The organism is Frankia sp. Mgl5 (assembly GCF_023242985.1).
In the GTDB taxonomy this organism is placed as follows: Bacteria; Actinomycetota; Actinomycetes; order Frankiales; family Frankiaceae; genus Parafrankia; species Parafrankia soli.
This window is the reverse complement of the sequence record NZ_JALKFY010000616.1, coordinates 32,239-48,120: the sequence shown is the minus strand read 5'-3', so window position 1 is coordinate 48,120 and position 15,882 is coordinate 32,239. Positions and strand designations below refer to the sequence as shown.

General features: G+C 75.1%; 13 protein-coding genes and 1 pseudogene. 11 read left to right on the top strand and 3 right to left on the bottom strand.

Annotation, left to right across the window (positions count from 1 at the left end; genetic code table 11):
- Nucleotides 1–31: 31 nt before the first annotated feature.
- From MXD62_RS15325 to MXD62_RS15305, 5 genes and pseudogenes are all read left to right on the top strand, one after another.
- On the top strand, nt 32–2,551 hold the full coding sequence (locus MXD62_RS15325) for an FAD-binding oxidoreductase (protein WP_248829931.1): 2,520 nt from the start codon (nt 32–34) through the stop codon (nt 2,549–2,551).
- Nucleotides 2,552–2,642: 91 nt separating this feature from the next.
- Nucleotides 2,643–3,254: a GNAT family N-acetyltransferase gene (locus MXD62_RS15320; protein ID WP_248829930.1), complete on the top strand. Its 612-nt coding sequence runs from the start codon at nt 2,643–2,645 to the stop codon at nt 3,252–3,254.
- A 95-nt stretch (nt 3,255–3,349) separates the two neighbouring features.
- Entirely contained in the window at nt 3,350–4,168 is an 819-nt protein-coding gene (locus MXD62_RS15315; RefSeq protein WP_248829929.1) for a carotenoid biosynthesis protein, read from the top strand.
- Nucleotides 4,165–4,908, top strand: a pseudogene (locus MXD62_RS15310) (glycosyltransferase family 2 protein); the annotation flags it as partial. The gene MXD62_RS15315 and the pseudogene MXD62_RS15310, both read left to right, overlap by 4 nt.
- Nucleotides 4,909–5,318: 410 nt before the next feature.
- A complete protein-coding gene (locus MXD62_RS15305; protein WP_248829928.1) occupies nt 5,319–6,851 on the top strand; it encodes an NAD(P)/FAD-dependent oxidoreductase in 1,533 nt (510 codons plus the stop codon).
- Here MXD62_RS15305 and MXD62_RS15300 read toward each other — a convergent pair.
- Entirely contained in the window at nt 6,835–7,602 is a 768-nt protein-coding gene (locus MXD62_RS15300) for a CDP-alcohol phosphatidyltransferase family protein (protein ID WP_248829927.1), read from the bottom strand. The two genes, MXD62_RS15305 and MXD62_RS15300, sit on opposite strands and share 17 nt — an antisense overlap.
- Between MXD62_RS15300 and MXD62_RS15295 the strand changes: the two genes are divergently transcribed.
- Nucleotides 7,565–7,816, top strand: a complete 252-nt coding sequence (locus MXD62_RS15295; protein WP_041254788.1) for a hypothetical protein — start codon at nt 7,565–7,567, stop codon at nt 7,814–7,816. The two genes, MXD62_RS15300 and MXD62_RS15295, sit on opposite strands and share 38 nt — an antisense overlap.
- Nucleotides 7,817–7,887: 71 nt before the next feature.
- Here MXD62_RS15295 and metF read toward each other — a convergent pair whose 3' ends face one another.
- Nucleotides 7,888–8,763 (bottom strand): methylenetetrahydrofolate reductase [NAD(P)H], encoded by an 876-nt coding sequence (metF, locus tag MXD62_RS15290; protein WP_248829926.1) that lies wholly within the window; start codon nt 8,761–8,763, stop codon nt 7,888–7,890.
- 127 nt (nt 8,764–8,890) lie between these two features.
- Entirely contained in the window at nt 8,891–9,577 is a 687-nt protein-coding gene (locus tag MXD62_RS15285) for a DUF4097 domain-containing protein (protein WP_248829925.1), read from the bottom strand.
- A gap of 340 nt (nt 9,578–9,917) precedes the next feature.
- Between MXD62_RS15285 and crtI the strand changes: the two genes are divergently transcribed.
- The 5 genes from crtI (at nt 9,918) to MXD62_RS15260 (ending at nt 15,878) form a co-directional block, all read left to right on the top strand.
- Nucleotides 9,918–11,438, top strand: a complete 1,521-nt coding sequence (crtI, locus tag MXD62_RS15280) for a phytoene desaturase family protein (protein WP_248829924.1) — start codon at nt 9,918–9,920, stop codon at nt 11,436–11,438.
- A gap of 172 nt (nt 11,439–11,610) precedes the next feature.
- Nucleotides 11,611–12,813, top strand: a complete 1,203-nt coding sequence (locus MXD62_RS15275; protein ID WP_248829923.1) for a MoxR family ATPase — start codon at nt 11,611–11,613, stop codon at nt 12,811–12,813.
- A complete protein-coding gene (locus MXD62_RS15270; RefSeq protein WP_248829922.1) occupies nt 12,810–13,910 on the top strand; it encodes a DUF58 domain-containing protein in 1,101 nt (366 codons plus the stop codon). The genes MXD62_RS15275 and MXD62_RS15270 overlap by 4 nt, the downstream gene beginning before the upstream one ends.
- Nucleotides 13,907–14,866 carry a VWA domain-containing protein gene (locus MXD62_RS15265; protein ID WP_248829921.1) on the top strand — a complete coding sequence of 320 codons (960 nt, stop codon included), beginning with the start codon at nt 13,907–13,909 and terminating at the stop codon, nt 14,864–14,866. The genes MXD62_RS15270 and MXD62_RS15265 overlap by 4 nt, the downstream gene beginning before the upstream one ends.
- Before the next feature lie 22 nt (nt 14,867–14,888).
- The gene (locus tag MXD62_RS15260; protein WP_248829920.1) at nt 14,889–15,878 is read left to right on the top strand and encodes a phytoene/squalene synthase family protein; all 990 of its coding nucleotides are present in this window, start codon (nt 14,889–14,891) and stop codon (nt 15,876–15,878) included.
- Nucleotides 15,879–15,882 lie beyond the last annotated feature (4 nt).

Here is a 15,882-nt window from a genome sequence, read left to right as displayed (position 1 = left end):
CGTTCGATCCAACCCGGGTGGCGTAACTCGCATGCCAAGGTCCCTCGACCCCTCCGCCCCGCTCGCCGCGCGCGGGAGACCGGCCGGGAGCACCACCGACGCCGCCCCGGCCGGGCGGCGGACCCTCATCGCGACGGCGGTGACCGCCCGGGTCGCCGGGCTGGCCACCCGGGCCGGCGCGGTGCTTCTCCCGGAGCTCGCCGGACGGCCCGCGGACCTGCCCGCGGCGCTGACCGAACACCGGCCGCACACTCTCGTCGTCGGGGCCAACCATGTTCCGGGCGACGCGCTGCACCGGTGGGCGCAGGCCATGCGGAGGACACCGGACCGGCGCGCGCTGGCGGTGATCCGCCGCGGGACGTCACTGGCCGAGATAGACACCGACGCGGCCGCGGAGCTCGGCGTGACCGTACGCAACACCCCGGAGGTCAACGCCCGGCACGTCGCCCGGTTCATGGCGGACGAGCTCCTCGCGCCCCGCCGCGCCGCGGGCCACCGCCCACGGCCGCCGACGGTGGGGCTGATCGGCAGCGGTGACATCAACAGCCGCGTCGCGCGCGAGGCGGTGGCCCGCGGCCACGACGTGATCGTGTACAGCCCGTCGCTGGCCGCCGGCGCCGGCGCCCTCGACCGCTGGCTGACGGCCAGGCGGCTGCCGGCGGGACGCATCCGGGCGGCCCGGGACGTCGAGTCCGTGCTCGACGCGGCCGACCTGCTCGGGCTCGCCGTCCCGCTGACCACGGGCGGGGAGCATCCCACCACCGGCCTCATCGGGGCCGAACGGCTCAAGCGGTTCGGCGGCCACCGGATCGTCTCGGTGTGCGAGCCCGACGTGTTCACCGGGCAGGCGCTGACGGCGGCCTTCGACCAGCTCGATCTCGAGGTCGTCCTGGACAACGCCCCACGGCTGTTGGACCCGGTGCGAGCGCTGCTGGCGGGCCGGTACGACCCGGACGACCCGCGGCGGGTGCGGCCCGGCTTCACCCTCGTGTCGGCCGCGATGCGCGCGCCGGAGTGCGCGGCCGATCTCGACCAGGCCGTCCTGACCGCCCTCGCCCGCCTCGATCTCGACGACCGGCGGGAGCTCCCGCGCCCACCCGCCGGGCCGAGCCGGGCCGAGGCCGAGGCCGTCGTGGTGGTCGGCGGCGGGATCGTGGGCCTGACCGTGGCACTGCGGCTGCACGAGGCCGGGCGGCGGGTCGTGGTCCTCGACGCGGCACCGGCCGACCGCCGCCGGGTCGACGAGCAGGGCACCACCTTCGCCGGCGCCAACGGACGTCACCTGTCGACGACCGAGACTCTGCCGCACGCCGACGCCACCCGCGCCGGGGTCCTCGCCCGGACCCCGACGGATGGCGGATGGCGGCTGCGCCCGCCGGAATCGCTCTCGGCGCCCGAGGCCGCCTGGGCCGAGGCGTTCGAGCAGTTCACCGACCGGCCGGGGATGCGCGCCCTCGCCGCCGAGGCGGTGATCGCGCTCAATCGGCTGGGGCTGCGGCGGTGGGAGGAGATCTTCCGGGCCCGTCCCGACGACCTCGGCGCCTGCCTGCGGGGGAACCGGCTGGCCCGGGTCTACCTCGACGACGCCGGGCTCGCCGCCGGCCGCGCGCTGCAGAGCCAGGCGAACGACGACACCACCGACCTGGACGCCGCGGCGATCCGCCGGCACTGGCCCGCCCTCGCCGCGGGGCTCGGCGCCGGACCCGACTGTCGGACCGACAGCGGAGCCGGCAGCCGGTCCGGCGGCGGGGCCGTCGAGGTCGACGGGTGCGCCGTGGCCGTCCACGACCTGGCCGGTGCGCTCGCCGACCTGCTGCGCCGCCGGGGCGTGCCGGTCGTCGCGTCGGCCGCGGTCCGCGGGCTGCGGCCCACCGGCGCGGCGGTCGAGGTGGAGCTCGGCGACGGCACGGTCGTGCCGGCCGGCCGGGTCGTCCTCACCGTCGGCGGCCGTGACCTGTACCGGCTGCTCGGGGGGCGCTGGCCCGACGCCGGCTGCGTCGCCAACGTGCTCGGGGTGTCGCTGACCCTGCCGAACCCGGGCGTGGCCCGACCGTTGAAGATCCACGCGGGCGATCCGCTCGGTGTGATCAACCTGACGCCCGCCGCCGACCAGTCGGTGATCCACGTCAGCGGTGGCTTCGGGTACCTCGGCCTGGCGTCCTGGCGCGGCGCGCGCCTCGTCCCGGCCGACAGCGACACCGAAGCGGGCGGTGGTGGCGTGGCAGGGGCCGTCGAGGAGCTCGTCACAGCGCTCATCGTGGCCATCGGCGATCTCTTCCCCGCGCTGCGCGGGCCCGACGGGCGGCTGGACGTCCGCGAGGTGCGCACCTGCGAGCGGCCGATGACCGCGGACGGCCTGCCGGTGGTCGACGCCCCGGCGGAGCTCGGCGGGCGGATCGTCGTCGCGGCCGGGACGAACGCGGGCGGAGCCGTCCAGGCGCCGGCCCTCGCGGATTTGGTGGCCGACCTGCTCGACGGCCACCCGTGGTGGGCACAGCTGGCCATGGCCGGTGACCGGACCGGGCTGCCCGTCGGCGGGGGTCGGCTATAGCACTGTTTGCCAGACCCGTTCCGGCCGACGGGCGGTGGCCTCGCGCCGCGCGTTATCGTCGGATGGCCCGGCGCGACAGGAGGCAAGGCTGTTGACCGACGTCCGAATCGTGCGGTGGTCACCGGCCCGGATGCGGGCCCGGCTCGACGACGTCATCGCCGTGTACAAGGCCGCGTTCCTCGACCACCACGAGGACGACCCGGTGCGCGCCGCCCGAGACAGGGCGACGCACGCGCGCCGTCACTTCGACCGCCGTGATCTGCGCGCCGTCGCCGCGGTGACCCCGGACGACGAGCTGGTCGGCATGACCTACGGCCTGCCCGGCAAGAACGGCCAGTGGTGGCACGACGTCGTCGCCGGCGCGCTGCCGGAGGGGACCGCGGCGCACTGGCTCGCCGACTGCCTCGAGGTCGTCGAGCTGCACGTGCTGCCCGGTTACCAGGGCCGCGGCATCGGCCGTGACCTGCTGCGGGAGCTGCTGCGGGACGTCCCGCACCGCACGGCGGCGCTCTCCGCGCTCGAGCTGCCCGGCAGCCGCGCGCGCCGGCTGTACGCCAGCGAGGGATTCGTGCCCCTGCTGTCGCACTTCCAGTTTCCCGGAAGCGGTACCGAGTACGCCGTGCTCGGCAAGGAGCTGCCCGGGCGGGACGCCGACGACCCGCCGCGCTCCTCTCCGGCAGGCCAGCCCGCCCGGGTGCCGTGAGCCGGTCGGGACCAGCCGGTTCCGATCCACCTCCGGCCGCCCCTGCGGGGCGGGCCGATCCACCTCCGGCCGCCCCTGCGGGGCGGGCCGCGGCCGTGCTGCCCTGGCTCGCCACCGCGGTGGCCGTCGCGCTCCAGATCACCTATCCGCTGACCTCCGGGGACAGGCGGGCGGCCGTGACGGTGCTGTCGGTCCTGGCCTTCCTCGCGGCGGCGGTGAGCCATGCGGCCGCCGTCCACGGGCCCGCGTGGGCCGCGGCCGCGACGGCGCTGGCCGCCGGCACCGGCCTGCTGGCCGAGTCGATCGGCCTGCGTACCGGCTGGCCGTTCGGCCACTACGCGTACGGCTCCGCGCTCGGCCCCGATGTGGCCCGCGTCCCGGTCGTCGTGCCGCTGGCCTGGGCGATGATGGGCCTGCCGGCGCTGGTGCTCGGCCGCCGCTGCGCCCGCTCGCTGGTGCGGGCACCGGCCGCGCGCTGGGCAGTGACGGCGCTGGTCGGCGGTGCCACGCTCACCGCCTGGGATCTGTTCCTCGACCCGCAGATGGTCGCCGAGGGCTACTGGGCGTGGTCCTCCGGCGGTCCCGCGCTCAACGGCATCCCACTCAGCAACGCGGCCGGATGGCTGCTCGTCGGCACGCTGCTCACCGGCGCGCTGGCCGCCCTGCCCGCCACCGCCCGGACCGCCACCGCCGCGCCCTCCGCCGACCGGGCGCCGATGGCCCTGCTTGGCTGGACCTGCGCCTCGTCGGTGCTGGCCAACCTCGCCTTCTTCGGCCGTCCCGGGGTGGCGCTCGCCGGCGGTGCCGCGATGGGCTCGCTGCTCGGCCTCGCCGTGCTGCTCGGCCGCCGCGACGCGGCCCGCGGGTGGGCCGGCACCGCCCGCGAACGGGACCTGGCACGCTCTGAGCTGTGAGCGGGGACAGACTGGCAACGGCGCTGGTGCGTTCCGGGGCGGCCGGAGCCGTCGCTGTCGCGGCGCACACGGCGGTGAACGCGGCGCTGCTGCGCGTCCCGGCGCCGGCCGTCCCGGTGCGGGAGCGGGTCAGCGTGATCCTGCCCGTGCGGGACGAGGCGGCGCGGGTGCGCACCTGCCTGACTGCCCTGCTCGGCTCCCGCGACGTCACCGACCTCGAGGTGATCGTCTACGACGACGGCTCGACGGACGGCACGGGCGTGATCCTGCGCCGGCTCGCCGAGCGGGACCGGCGCCTGCGGGTGCTGACCGGGCCGGAGCCGCCGGACGGCTGGCTGGGCAAGCCCCACGCCTGCGCCCGGGCGGCGCGCCAGGCCACCGGCACCGTGCTGGTCTTCGTCGACGCCGACGTCACCCTCGCCCCGGACGGCCTCGCCCGGGCCGTGGGCCTGCTGCGCGGATCGGGCCTGGACCTCGTCTCGCCCTACCCGCGGCAGGTCGCCGTCGGGGCGGCCGAACGGCTCGTGCAGCCGCTGTTGCAATGGTCGTGGCTGGCGCTGCTCCCGCTGCGCGCCGCCGAGCGCTCCGCCCGCCCGTCGCTGGCCGCGGCCAACGGCCAGTTCCTCTGCGTGGACGCGGCGGCCTACCGCCGGGCCGGCGGGCACGGCGCGGTCGGCGGCGCCGTTCTGGACGACATCGAGCTGCTGCGCGCGGTCAAGCACTCCGGCGGGCGCGGTGTGGTCGCCGACGGCACCGAGCTGGCGGTCACCTGGATGTACGACGGCTGGCAGCCACTGCGGGACGGCTACGCCAAGTCGCTGTGGGCCGCGGGCGGCACCCCGGCGGCCAGCGTGGGTCAGCTGGCCGTGCTCGGATGGCTCTTCGTCGGCCCGGCGGTCGCCGCGACGCGCGGGTCACGCGCGGGGCTCGTCGGCCTGCTGGCCGGCACGGTGAGCCGGCTGATCGCGGCCCGGCGCACCGGCGGCCGTGCCTGGCCGGACGCGGCGGCCCATCCGGTCTCCGTCTGCCTGCTCGGCTACCTGACGGCGCTGTCCTGGTGGCGGCACCGGCACGGCACCATCCGTTGGAAAGGCCGCGCGCTGAACGGGCCACCGACCGGGAGCGGACGACCGCGCATAGGCTCGGAGCCGTGGCGACGGTCGTCGTGGTCGGGGCGGGCGTCGGCGGGCTCGCGGCCGCCGCTCGGCTCGCCGCCGCCGGGCACCGGGTCACCGTCTGCGAGGCGGCGGAGCGGATCGGCGGCAAGCTCGGCTGGTACGAACGCGACGGCTACGGGTTCGACACCGGCCCGTCCCTGCTGACGATGCCCGAGGTGTTCGAGGAGCTGTTCGCCGCCACCGGCGGGCCGCTCGGCGAGCAGCTCACGCTGCGCCGCCTCGACCCGATCGCCGCCTACCGGTTCGCCGACGGGGCGACGGTGACCGCGCACGCCGACGACGCCGCGTTCCACGCGGAGCTGGACGCGAGGCTGGGCGCCGGGGCCGGGGCCCAGTGGCGGCGCCTCGACGAACGCGCCCGCCGGGTCTGGGCGGTGTCCGAACAGCCCTTCCTGCGCAGCCCGGTCTCGGCCGCGGCGCTGGCGCGGACCGCCGCGCGCCGCCCGCTGGGGCTGGCCACCGTCGCACCCGGCACCACCCTGCGCGGTATCGGGCGCCGTCACCTCACCGATCCGCGGCTGCGCATGATGCTGGACCGGTACGCGACCTACACCGGCTCGGATCCGCGCCGGGCACCGGCCGCGCTGGTCACGGTCCCGCACGTGGAGCGACGGTTCGGCGGCTGGTACGTCCCGGGCGGGCTGCGGCTGCTCGGGCAGGCGATCGCCGAGCGGGCGGCCGAGCGCGGCGCGGTGATCCGCACCGGCGCGCCGGTCGCGCGGATCACCCGCACGCCGGGGGGGCGGGTGGACGGCGTCCGCCTGGCCGACGGAACGCTGCTGGGTGCCGACCTGGTCGTGTCCGACGTCGACGCGGCCCGGCTCTACGACGGCGCACCGCCCGCGGCGCCCGGGCGGGCCAGCCCGCGCCCGCTCGTCGACCATCCGGCCAGCCGGCGGCGGATCCGGCGGCTGGCGCCGTCGCTGTCCGGTTTCGTCCTGCTGCTGGCACTGCGCGGGCGGACGCCGGGCCTGGCCCACCACACCGTGCTGTTCCCCGCCGACTATGAAGACGAGTTCAACGCGGTCTTCGGCGGCCGGCTGGCCTGGGATCCGACCGTCTACATCGCCGCGCCGGACGACCCGGCGACCGCACCGCCGGGCGACGAGGCGTGGTTCGTCCTGGTGAACGCCAGCCCGCACGCCGCCGCCACCGCCGCCGCCGGCCCGCGGGGTCCCGGTGTGGACTGGGACCGGCCCGGGCTCGCCGACGCCTACGCCCGCCGCATCCTCGAGGTGCTGGCCTCACGTGGGCTCGACGTCCGCGCCCGGGTGCGCTGGTACCGGACGATCTCGCCGGCCGACCTCGCACGCGCGACCGGCGCTGTGGGCGGCTCGATCTACGGCGTGTCCTCCAACGGGCCGCGGTCGGCGTTCCTACGCCCGCGCAACCGCTCGCCGGTACCCGGGTTGTTCCTGGTCGGCGGCTCGGCCCATCCGGGCGGCGGGCTGCCGCTGGTCACGCTCTCCGCGAAGATCGTCGCCGATCTCATCGGCCCGGCCTGACCCCGCCGCCCGACGACAGCGCCGACCGCACCGAGACGAGGTACTGGACGAGCCCGACGACGCACACCACCAGCGTGGCCGCCGCGGCGACCGTGGCCACCGCGGCCGCATGCGCTGGGACGGCCCCGGCCAGCGCGAGACCCACCGCCGCGAGAATGATCCTCGTCGGCCGCTCCCCCACCGTCACGGTGCCGATCTCACCGTGCCCGGCACCGGCCGCGCGGGCCCGCACGTACTCGAGCATCATCATCGCGCCGCCCGCCGACACGACCAGCGCGACCGGTGCCCCGACCAGCCAGAGCGCGAGCAGGTGGCAGGCGTCGCAGACCCGGTCTGCGGCCGAGTCGAGCACGTAGCCCCAGCTCGTCACCCGGGCGCGCAGCACGGCGACCGCGCCGTCGAGATTGTCCAGCAGGCCGCCGGCCACGACGACGAGTGGGCAGACCAGCACCCAACGGCCTCCCGCCCATGCGGCGGGAATCACCGGCGTGGTGGCGGCGACCGTCGCCGCCGTCACCGCGCCCGGACTAACGCCGGCCGCGGCCAGCGGCCTGGCCAGGCGATACACCAGATCGAGCCAGATCCGGATCATGCGCGCGCCACTTCGGGGGTCGTACCCGCCGTGTAGCGCGGCCCATTCGACCAGGTAGGTGTCTCGATCGGGTATCGGGGTGCGCACACCGTCCATCGTGCCCGCGCCGTAGAGTTCCGTCGTGGTATCCGACCAGCCGACCGGTGTCGTCGAGTCCATCGAGGACCTGGACCCCGATCACGTTTTCAGCGCGCACCGTGACCAGGTGATACTGGCCGTGCGCATCACCCCGGTCTTCAACGCTCTCGATCTCGGTCTGGTCACCGCCGTCATCGACGCGGCGAACCACGCGGGATTCGCGCTGGTGCGGGAACAGACTTTCCGCGACGAATGGCTACTCTGCGTCTTCGACGCATACGAGGAACAGGACTGAACCGCCACGCCGCCCGCCGCCGCGCGCCCCGGCCGGACGGGAGCGCGGCGCCACAGGCCACAGGCGGATCGTCAGCGGCCCAGGGACTGGTAGATCTCACGCGTCGCGCTGGAACGGTTCAGCGTGATGAAGTGCAGCCCCGGCGCGCCGCCGGCGAGCAGCCGCTCGGAGAGCTCCGTGGCGACCTCGACACCTATCGCCCGGACCGCGGCGGGATCGTCCGCGACCTCATGCAGACGGGCCGCGAGATCCGCCGGGAAATCCGCGCCGGAAAGCTGCGCCATGCGCTCGATCTGGGCCACATTGGTAACCGGCATCACACCCGGAATGATCGGTGCGTCACAGCCGAGCCGCCGTACGCGTTCGACCAGCCGGAAATAGTCGTCGGCACCGAAGAAGAACTGGGTGATGGCGAAGTCGGCGCCCGCGTCCAGCTTTCGCACCAGGAACCGCGCGTCGGTCTCCAGATCCGGCGACCGCGGGTGTTTGTCCGGGAAGGCGGCGACGCCGACGCAGAAATCCCCGAGGGAGCGGACCAGGCGCACCAGCTCGTCGGCGTACGCCAGGCCTTCGGGATGGCGCACCCATTCCGCCTGCGGGTCGCCCGGCGGATCGCCCCGCAGCGCCAGCACGTTGCGCACGCCCGCGCCGGCGTAGCCGCCGATGACCTGACGCAGCTCGCCCACCGAGTGGTTCACCGCGGTCAGGTGCCCGATGGGCGTCAGCGTGGTCTCGGTGGCGATGCGCTCGGTGACCCGGATGGTCCCGTCCCGCGTGGAACCGCCGGCTCCGTAGGTCACCGACACGAAGGTCGGGTGCAGGGCCTCGATCTCACGCAGCGCGGTCCACAGATGCCGCTCGCCCTCGGCCGTCCTCGGTGGGAAGAACTCGAAGGAGAAAGAGGTACGTCCGGAGGCCAGGCACTCGGCCACCGTTGGGGTCGACATCCGCGTCGTGCTCCCAGCCGCCGTCATGAGAGGGACCCTGTCATGCAGAAGAGAGTAATCCGGCGGCGACCCGCACCCCGGACAGGGCCTGCCGGGCCCGTGACGGCCACCGCGGCGCCGGGTCGGCCTAGATCCGCACCGGACCGCGCGGTGACGCGGGCCTGATCCTGATCCTGCCGGCGACGCTGCGGGCCAGCACCCGGCGCGCGGCACCCGGCACGCTCGGCAGGTCGACGACCGCGGACTGCGGGTTCCCTGCCTCCGCCTCGACCCCGTACTCGCCCTCGGGCAACACGAGGGTCACCATGCCGTCCTCGCTGACCGCGGACAGGTCGTCCGGCGGGCCGTCGAAGTGCAGATTGACGTCGCCGGTCCGGCTACGGGCGCTGACCCGCGCGCCGGAGAGCTCCCGCCCGGTGATGCCGCCGCCCTCGGTGACCAGCACCAGGTCACCGGCGGAGCCCCAGAGGGTGATCTCCCCCATCCGGACCTCGGCCCGGGCCTTCGTCCCGCGCGGCAGCTTCAGCCGGGCCAGCGCCTCGCTCGTCCGCCCGTCGATCCGCAGCACACCGCCCGAGCGGGTCATGGTCGGCCTCGCCCGCCCGGGTCGACGGCGCGCGAGGATCTCGACGGCGACGTCCGACCGGTCGTACTCGCCGATCTCGACCCGGCCGGCGGCGAGCCGGACCTCCACGGACGTCACCTCGTCGACCGTGCGCTCGAGCCGCTCCGGCGGCATCCGGAGCAGGATGAGAGCGCTGCCGGTCACCACCAGCAGCGCGACGCCGAGCACGACGACGACGAGATCAGACACGACACCTCCGCACGACCTCTGGACGACCTCTGAACGCGGCGACCCCACCGGGTCGCCGATCAGGACGGTCGAACGCTACCCGCTACCGCCGGCACCGGGCGCCGGCCCGAGGTCCCCTCCGCGGTGAGATGTTCGGCGCACGGCCGCCCCTGGCCCGCCCCGGGCGGCGGTCCAGGGCTCCCGCCGCGCGGCGGTCACCGGGTGGGCGCCGGGCCGTCCCACCGAGGTGGCCCCACCGACGGGGCCATCGGCGGCGGGCGGAGCGGAGGCCCGCTCGGGCCCGGTGAGACCGTACCCACCCGAGCGGTGGACGGCCGGGCGGGTGCAGAGAGGACCTCCGATGCGAACAGTGACCGGGCCGACGGACCACGTCGTCATCGTCGGAGCCGGGCTGGGCGGACTTTCGGCCGCGCTCCGGCTGACCGGCGCGGGCCGGCGGGTCACCGTCCTGGAACGTGACGACACCCCCGGTGGGCGCGCGGGGTCGCTGCGGCTGGGCGGCTACCGGTTCGACACCGGGCCGACCGTGCTCACCATGCCGGACCTGGTGGCGGACGCGCTCGACTGCGTGGGCGAGGACCTCGGCCGGTGGCTGCCGCTGCGCCGCCTCGACCCGATGTACCGGGCCCGCTTCGCGGACGGGTCCGTGCTGGACGTCCGCGCCGACCCGGAGCACACCGAGCAGGGGGTGCGGGAGCTGTGCGGGCCGGCCGAGGCAGCCGGGTTCCGTGACTTCACCCGGTTCGCGACCCGCATGTTCCAGGCGCAGATGCGCGACTTCATCGACGCCCAGGTCGACTCGCCGCTGGCCCTGATGCGGCCCTCGCTGGCCCGGGTGGCGGCGCTCGGCGGTTTCCGCCGCCTGGACACCGTGGTCGGACGGTACCTCCGCGACCCGCGGACCCGGCGGCTGTTCTCCTTCCAGGCGATGTACGCCGGGCTCGACCCGCACGAGGCGCTCGGGCTGTACGCCGTGATCGCCTACATGGACTCGGTGGCCGGCGTCTTCCACGCCGACGGCGGCCCGCACGCGGTCGCCGCGGCCATGGCCGGGGCGGCGGCCCGGCACGGGGCCACCTTCCGCTACGGCACCGAGGTGAACCGGGTGGAGGTCCGCGGCGGGCGGGCGGTCGCCGTGCACACGACCGCCGGCGAGCGGGTGCCGGCGGACGTCGTGATCCTCAACCCGGACCTCCCGGTGGCCTACCGCGACCTGCTGCCCGCGTCCGCCGCCCCGGCGCGGCTGGACCGCCTGCGGTACTCGCCGTCCTGCTTCCTGCTGCTCGCCGGCGCCCGGGGTGCCCACCCATCCGGGACGCACCACACGATCCACTTCGGGGGCGCGTGGCGGCGCACCTTCGACGAGATCATCCGGCGCGGGGAGCTGATGAGCGACCCGTCGTTCCTGGTGAGCACGCCGTCGGTCACCGAGCCCGCGGCCGCGCCGGCCGGCGGGCACAGCTACTACGTCCTGTTCCCCACCCCGAACCTGACCGCGCCGCTGGACTGGTCGGTCCTCGGCCCGCGGTACCGCGACGAGGTCGTCGCCACGCTGGAGCGTGCCGGCTACCCCGGGTTCGGGACGTCGATCGACGTCGAGCAGGTGACCACCCCGGCGGACTGGCGGGCCCGCGGAATGGCCGCCGGCGCGCCGTTCGCGGCGGCACACACCTTCCGCCAGACCGGCCCGTTCCGGCCGTCCAACCTGGCGCCGGGACTGGCCAACGTGGTGTTCACCGGCAGCGGGACCCGGCCGGGGGTGGGAGTTCCGATGGTGCTGATATCGGGCCGGCTGGCCGCCGAGCGGGTTCTCGGCCGTGATCGTGGCTACCGCACGCGGACACTGAGGGCTATTCCCTGACGCCGCAATGTGTCATTGGGCGTTCGGGGCGTCACCCGGGTTTCGTGTCCCCGGAGTTTCGGCGCGGTATTAGGTGAGAACTTCCTGAAGGGCACCTTAGAAGAGGCTTCCGGCCACACTGTCCCGAGTCCGTTGGCACTCGATTCCGCACAGCGTCTGGGAGGATGGCGCCATGAACGAGTGGACGACCGATCCCGGCATGGCGGCACCCGGCGCGGAGGTCCGGGCGCCCGCCGGCTCGGGTTCGGCGGCCAGCCGTCCGGCCGAGCCCTCCGCGATCGAGGCGGCCGACGACGCGGCCCTGCTCGAGCGGGCGTTGTTCGAGGTCAAGAAGGTCATCGTCGGCCAGGATCACATGGTCGAGCGCATGCTCGTCGCGCTGCTGGCCCGGGGGCACTGCCTGTTGGAGGGCGTGCCCGGCGTCGCCAAGACGCTGGCCGTGCAGACGCTGGCGACGGTCGTCGGCGGCTCCTTCGTGCGGATCCAGTTCACCAGCGACCTCGTCCCCTCGGACATCATCGGAACGAGGATCTTCCGCAGCAGCCGGGAGACATTCGACATCGAACTCGGCCCGGTCTTCGCGAACTTCGTTCTCGCGGACGAGATCAACCGCGCGCCCGCGAAGGTGCAGTCGGCGCTGCTCGAGGTGATGTCGGAACGGCAGGTATCCCTCGGCGGGGTCACTCACCCGCTGCCGCGGCCCTTCCTTGTGCTGGCGACGCAGAACCCGATCGAGTCGGAGGGCGTCTACCCGCTACCCGAGGCGCAGCGCGACCGCTTCCTGATGAAGGTCAACGTTCCGTACCCGACCGCGGCCGAGGAGCTGGAGATCGTCCGGCGGATGGGTGTGCGGCCGCCCACCGCCGAGGGCGTCCTCGAGCCGGAGTCCCTCATCAGGCTGCAGAACCGCGCGGACGACGTGTTCGTCCACCACGCGATCACCGAGTACGCCGTCCGCCTGGTGCTCGCGACCCGCTCCCCCGCCGACGTCGACCTCCCCGAGCTGGCCGGGCACCTCGCGTACGGCGCGTCCCCCCGGGCCTCGCTCGGCCTCATCGCCGCGGCCCGGGCGCTCGCCCTGCTGCGCGGCCGGGATTACGTGGTCCCCGACGACGTGTCCGCGGTCGCGCTCGACGTCCTGCCGCACCGCCTGGTCCTCTCCTACGAGGCGCTGGCCGAGGGGCTCACCGCCGAGGAGATCGCCGGCCGCGTCCTCGACGCGCTGCCGCACCCCCAGGTCGCGCCCCGCCAGCAGGCCGGCGCCGACCACGGGCGCAACGGGCGCATCCCCCCACCGGTCACGCACTCCGGGCGCTGGCGCACCGACCCACGCACCGGCTTCCCCGAGTACTTCGATGGCGGGCCGTCCCGGTGACGGCTCCCCCCGCGGATCCGGCCGCGCCCCAGCCCACGGCGACGTCGCCGTCGGTCGAGCGGACGCTGCGCAGCCTCGAGCTCACCGTGACCCGCCGGCTGGACGGCATGCTGCTCGGAGATCATCTCGGTCTGCTGCCCGGCCAGGGCACCGAGAAGGCCGAGAGCCGGGAGTACAACGTCGGCGACGACGTCCGCCGGATGGACTGGGCGGTCACCGCGCGGACGACCGTCCCGCACGTGCACGACCTGATCGCCGACCGGGAGCTGGAGACGTGGGCGCTGGTCGACCTGACGGCCAGCCAGGAGTTCGGCACCACCTCGGTCCGCAAGCGCGATCTGGCGATCGCCGCGGTGGCGGCGATCGGCTTCCTCACCGCCCGCACGGGCAACCGGATGGGAGCCGTGGCCCTCACCCCGGCCGGGCCGCGGGTCATCCCCGCCCGGCCCGGCCGCCAGGGCCTGCGAACGCTGCTGCGGACCCTGCTGACGGTCCCCGAGGGGGCGCACGACCGGCCGCTGCGCCGGCCCGACCCGGCGGCCGCCACCGATCTCGCCGCCGCGATCGCCGCCCTGGACCGCCCGCGCCGGCGCCGTGGCCTCGCGGTGGTCGTCAGCGACTTCCTCTCCACCGACCTCGACTGGGAACGGCCGATGCGCGTCCTCGCGGCGCGCCACCAGCTCCTCGCGGTCGAGGTCCTCGACCCGGCCGAGCTGACGCTGCCCGCTGTGGGCCTGCTTCCGGTCGTGGACGCGGAGACCGGCGAGCTGGTGGAGGTTCCGACGTCCTCACGGCGACTGCGTGAGCGCTACCGCCTGGCCGCGGCCGAGCACCGCTCCCAGGTCGCCCTCGCGCTGCGCCGGGCGGGCGCCGGGCACCTGGTGCTGCGCACCGACTCCGACTGGCTGATCGACATCGTCCGCTTCGTCTCGGCGAGCCGGACGAGCCGCGGCGCGGCACGACGCCCACCCGTGGACTCGACCCGGCTACCGGGCCACCCGCGATCGCTCCCGCCGGCCACCGGCCGGGGTCGACCCGGGACAGCAGCCGTGGCCGGGGCAGGCGGCCGGCGGGGCAGGCGGGCGGCGGCGCCGTGAGCTTCCTGGCCGGTCACTGGTTGTGGCTCTTCCTCGCCGTCGGCGCGCTGACGGCGGCTTACGTCGTGGTGTCGCTGCGCCGCCGGGTCTACGCCGCGCGGCTGTCGTCGACCGCCCTGCTCTCCAGCGTCCTGCCGCGCCGCCCGCAGTGGTGGCGCCGCCACGTCCCGGCGGCGCTGCTGCTGCTCACCCTGGCCGGCCTGGTCATCTCGATGGCCCGCCCCGCCCGGGCCGAACGGGTGCCACGCGAACGAGCGACGATCATCCTGGCCATCGACGTGTCGAACTCGATGGCCGCCACCGACATCACCCCGACCCGGCTCGAGGCGGCCAAGCAGGGCGCCCAGGCCTTCGTCGACCAGCTCCCGCCGCGGATCAACCTCGGGCTGGTGTCGTTCGCGGGCTCGGCGGCCGTCCTCGTCCCCGCCTCGACCGACCGGGAGTCGGTGCGCTCGGGAATCCGCGGGCTGCAGCTCGGCCCGGCGACCGCCGTCGGTGAGGGCATCTACGCCTCCCTGCAGGCGATCGCCACCGCCGGGCAGCGGCTCTCCGGCGAGGGGCAGCCGCCACCGCCCGCCGCGATCGTCCTGCTCTCGGACGGTGAGACCACACGAGGGCGCCCGAACACGCAGGCGGCGACGGCCGCGCGCGACGCCGAGATCCCCGTCGACACCATCGCCTACGGCACCTCGGACGGCACCCTCGACGTCGGCGGCCAGCAGATCCCCGTACCGGTCAACGAGGAAGCCCTGCGTGAGCTGGCCGACCAGACAGGCGGCTCGTACCACCGGGCGACCTCCGGCGACGAGCTGCAGTCCGTCTACCGGGGCCTGGGCAGCTCCATCGGTTACCGCACGGAGTACCGGGAGATCACGACCTGGTTCGTCGGCCTCTCCCTCGGGCTCGGGCTGGCCGCCGCCGCGCTCTCACTCGCGATGTCCTCCCGGCTGCCCTGATCCGCCGGCTACGCTGGCTGTCGTGAGCGGCCTGCGCAGCGAGCTGGACGCGGCCGGCATCACCGATCCGCGCCTGCGGAGCTCCTACCGCGCCGCCCGCGAGTTGAACGCCGTCCACGGGCGCACCTACTACCTGGCCACCCTCCTGCTGCCACGGTGGAAGCGCCCGCACGTCCACGCCCTGTACGGCTTCGCGCGGTACGCCGACGAGATCGTGGACGACCTCGACTCGACGCTGACCGACGAGGCGAAGGCACAGTGGCTGCGACAGTGGGGCAACCGCTTCCTCACCGCACTCGCCACCGGCTCGGTCGGGGTCGGGGTCGGGGTCGACGGGAGCGGGGCAGGCTCCGTCGGCGACGGGGATGCCGGGGATGCCGGGGTGCTGCCAGCCGTCCTGCACACGATTCGGCGTTTCGACCTGCCGGTCGCGTACTTCGAGGCCTTCCTGACCTCGATGGCGATGGACCTGACCGTCACCGGCTACGCCACCTGGGACGACCTCATGGTCTACGTCCACGGCTCGGCGGTGGTGATCGGCCTGCAGATGCTGCCCATCCTCGAGCCCGTCGACGCCTCGGCGGAGCCGTACGCCCGCGACCTCGGCGCCGCCTTCCAACTCGCGAACTTCCTCCGCGACGTCGGGGAGGACCTGCGCCGCGGCCGCGTCTACCTTCCGCAGACGTCCCTGGACCTGTTCGGAGTCACCAGGGGGCGCCTCGCCACCGGGGTGGTCGACGGCCCCGTCCGCCGGCTGCTGACCCACGAGATCGCCCGTGCGCGGGAGCTGTTCCGCTCGGCCCGACCGGGCATCCGGCTGCTGCACCCGACGTCCCGCGACTGTGTCTGGACCGCGTTCCACCTCTACGGCGACATCCTGGACGAGATCGAACGCGCCGACTACCAGATCCTCGACCGACGGGTGTCCGTCGGCCTGGGCCGCCGCCTCACCGTCGCGACCCCGGCCCTGATCCGCGCCACCCGCTCCCGCCGCCATCCCTCGACGAACTAAGCCG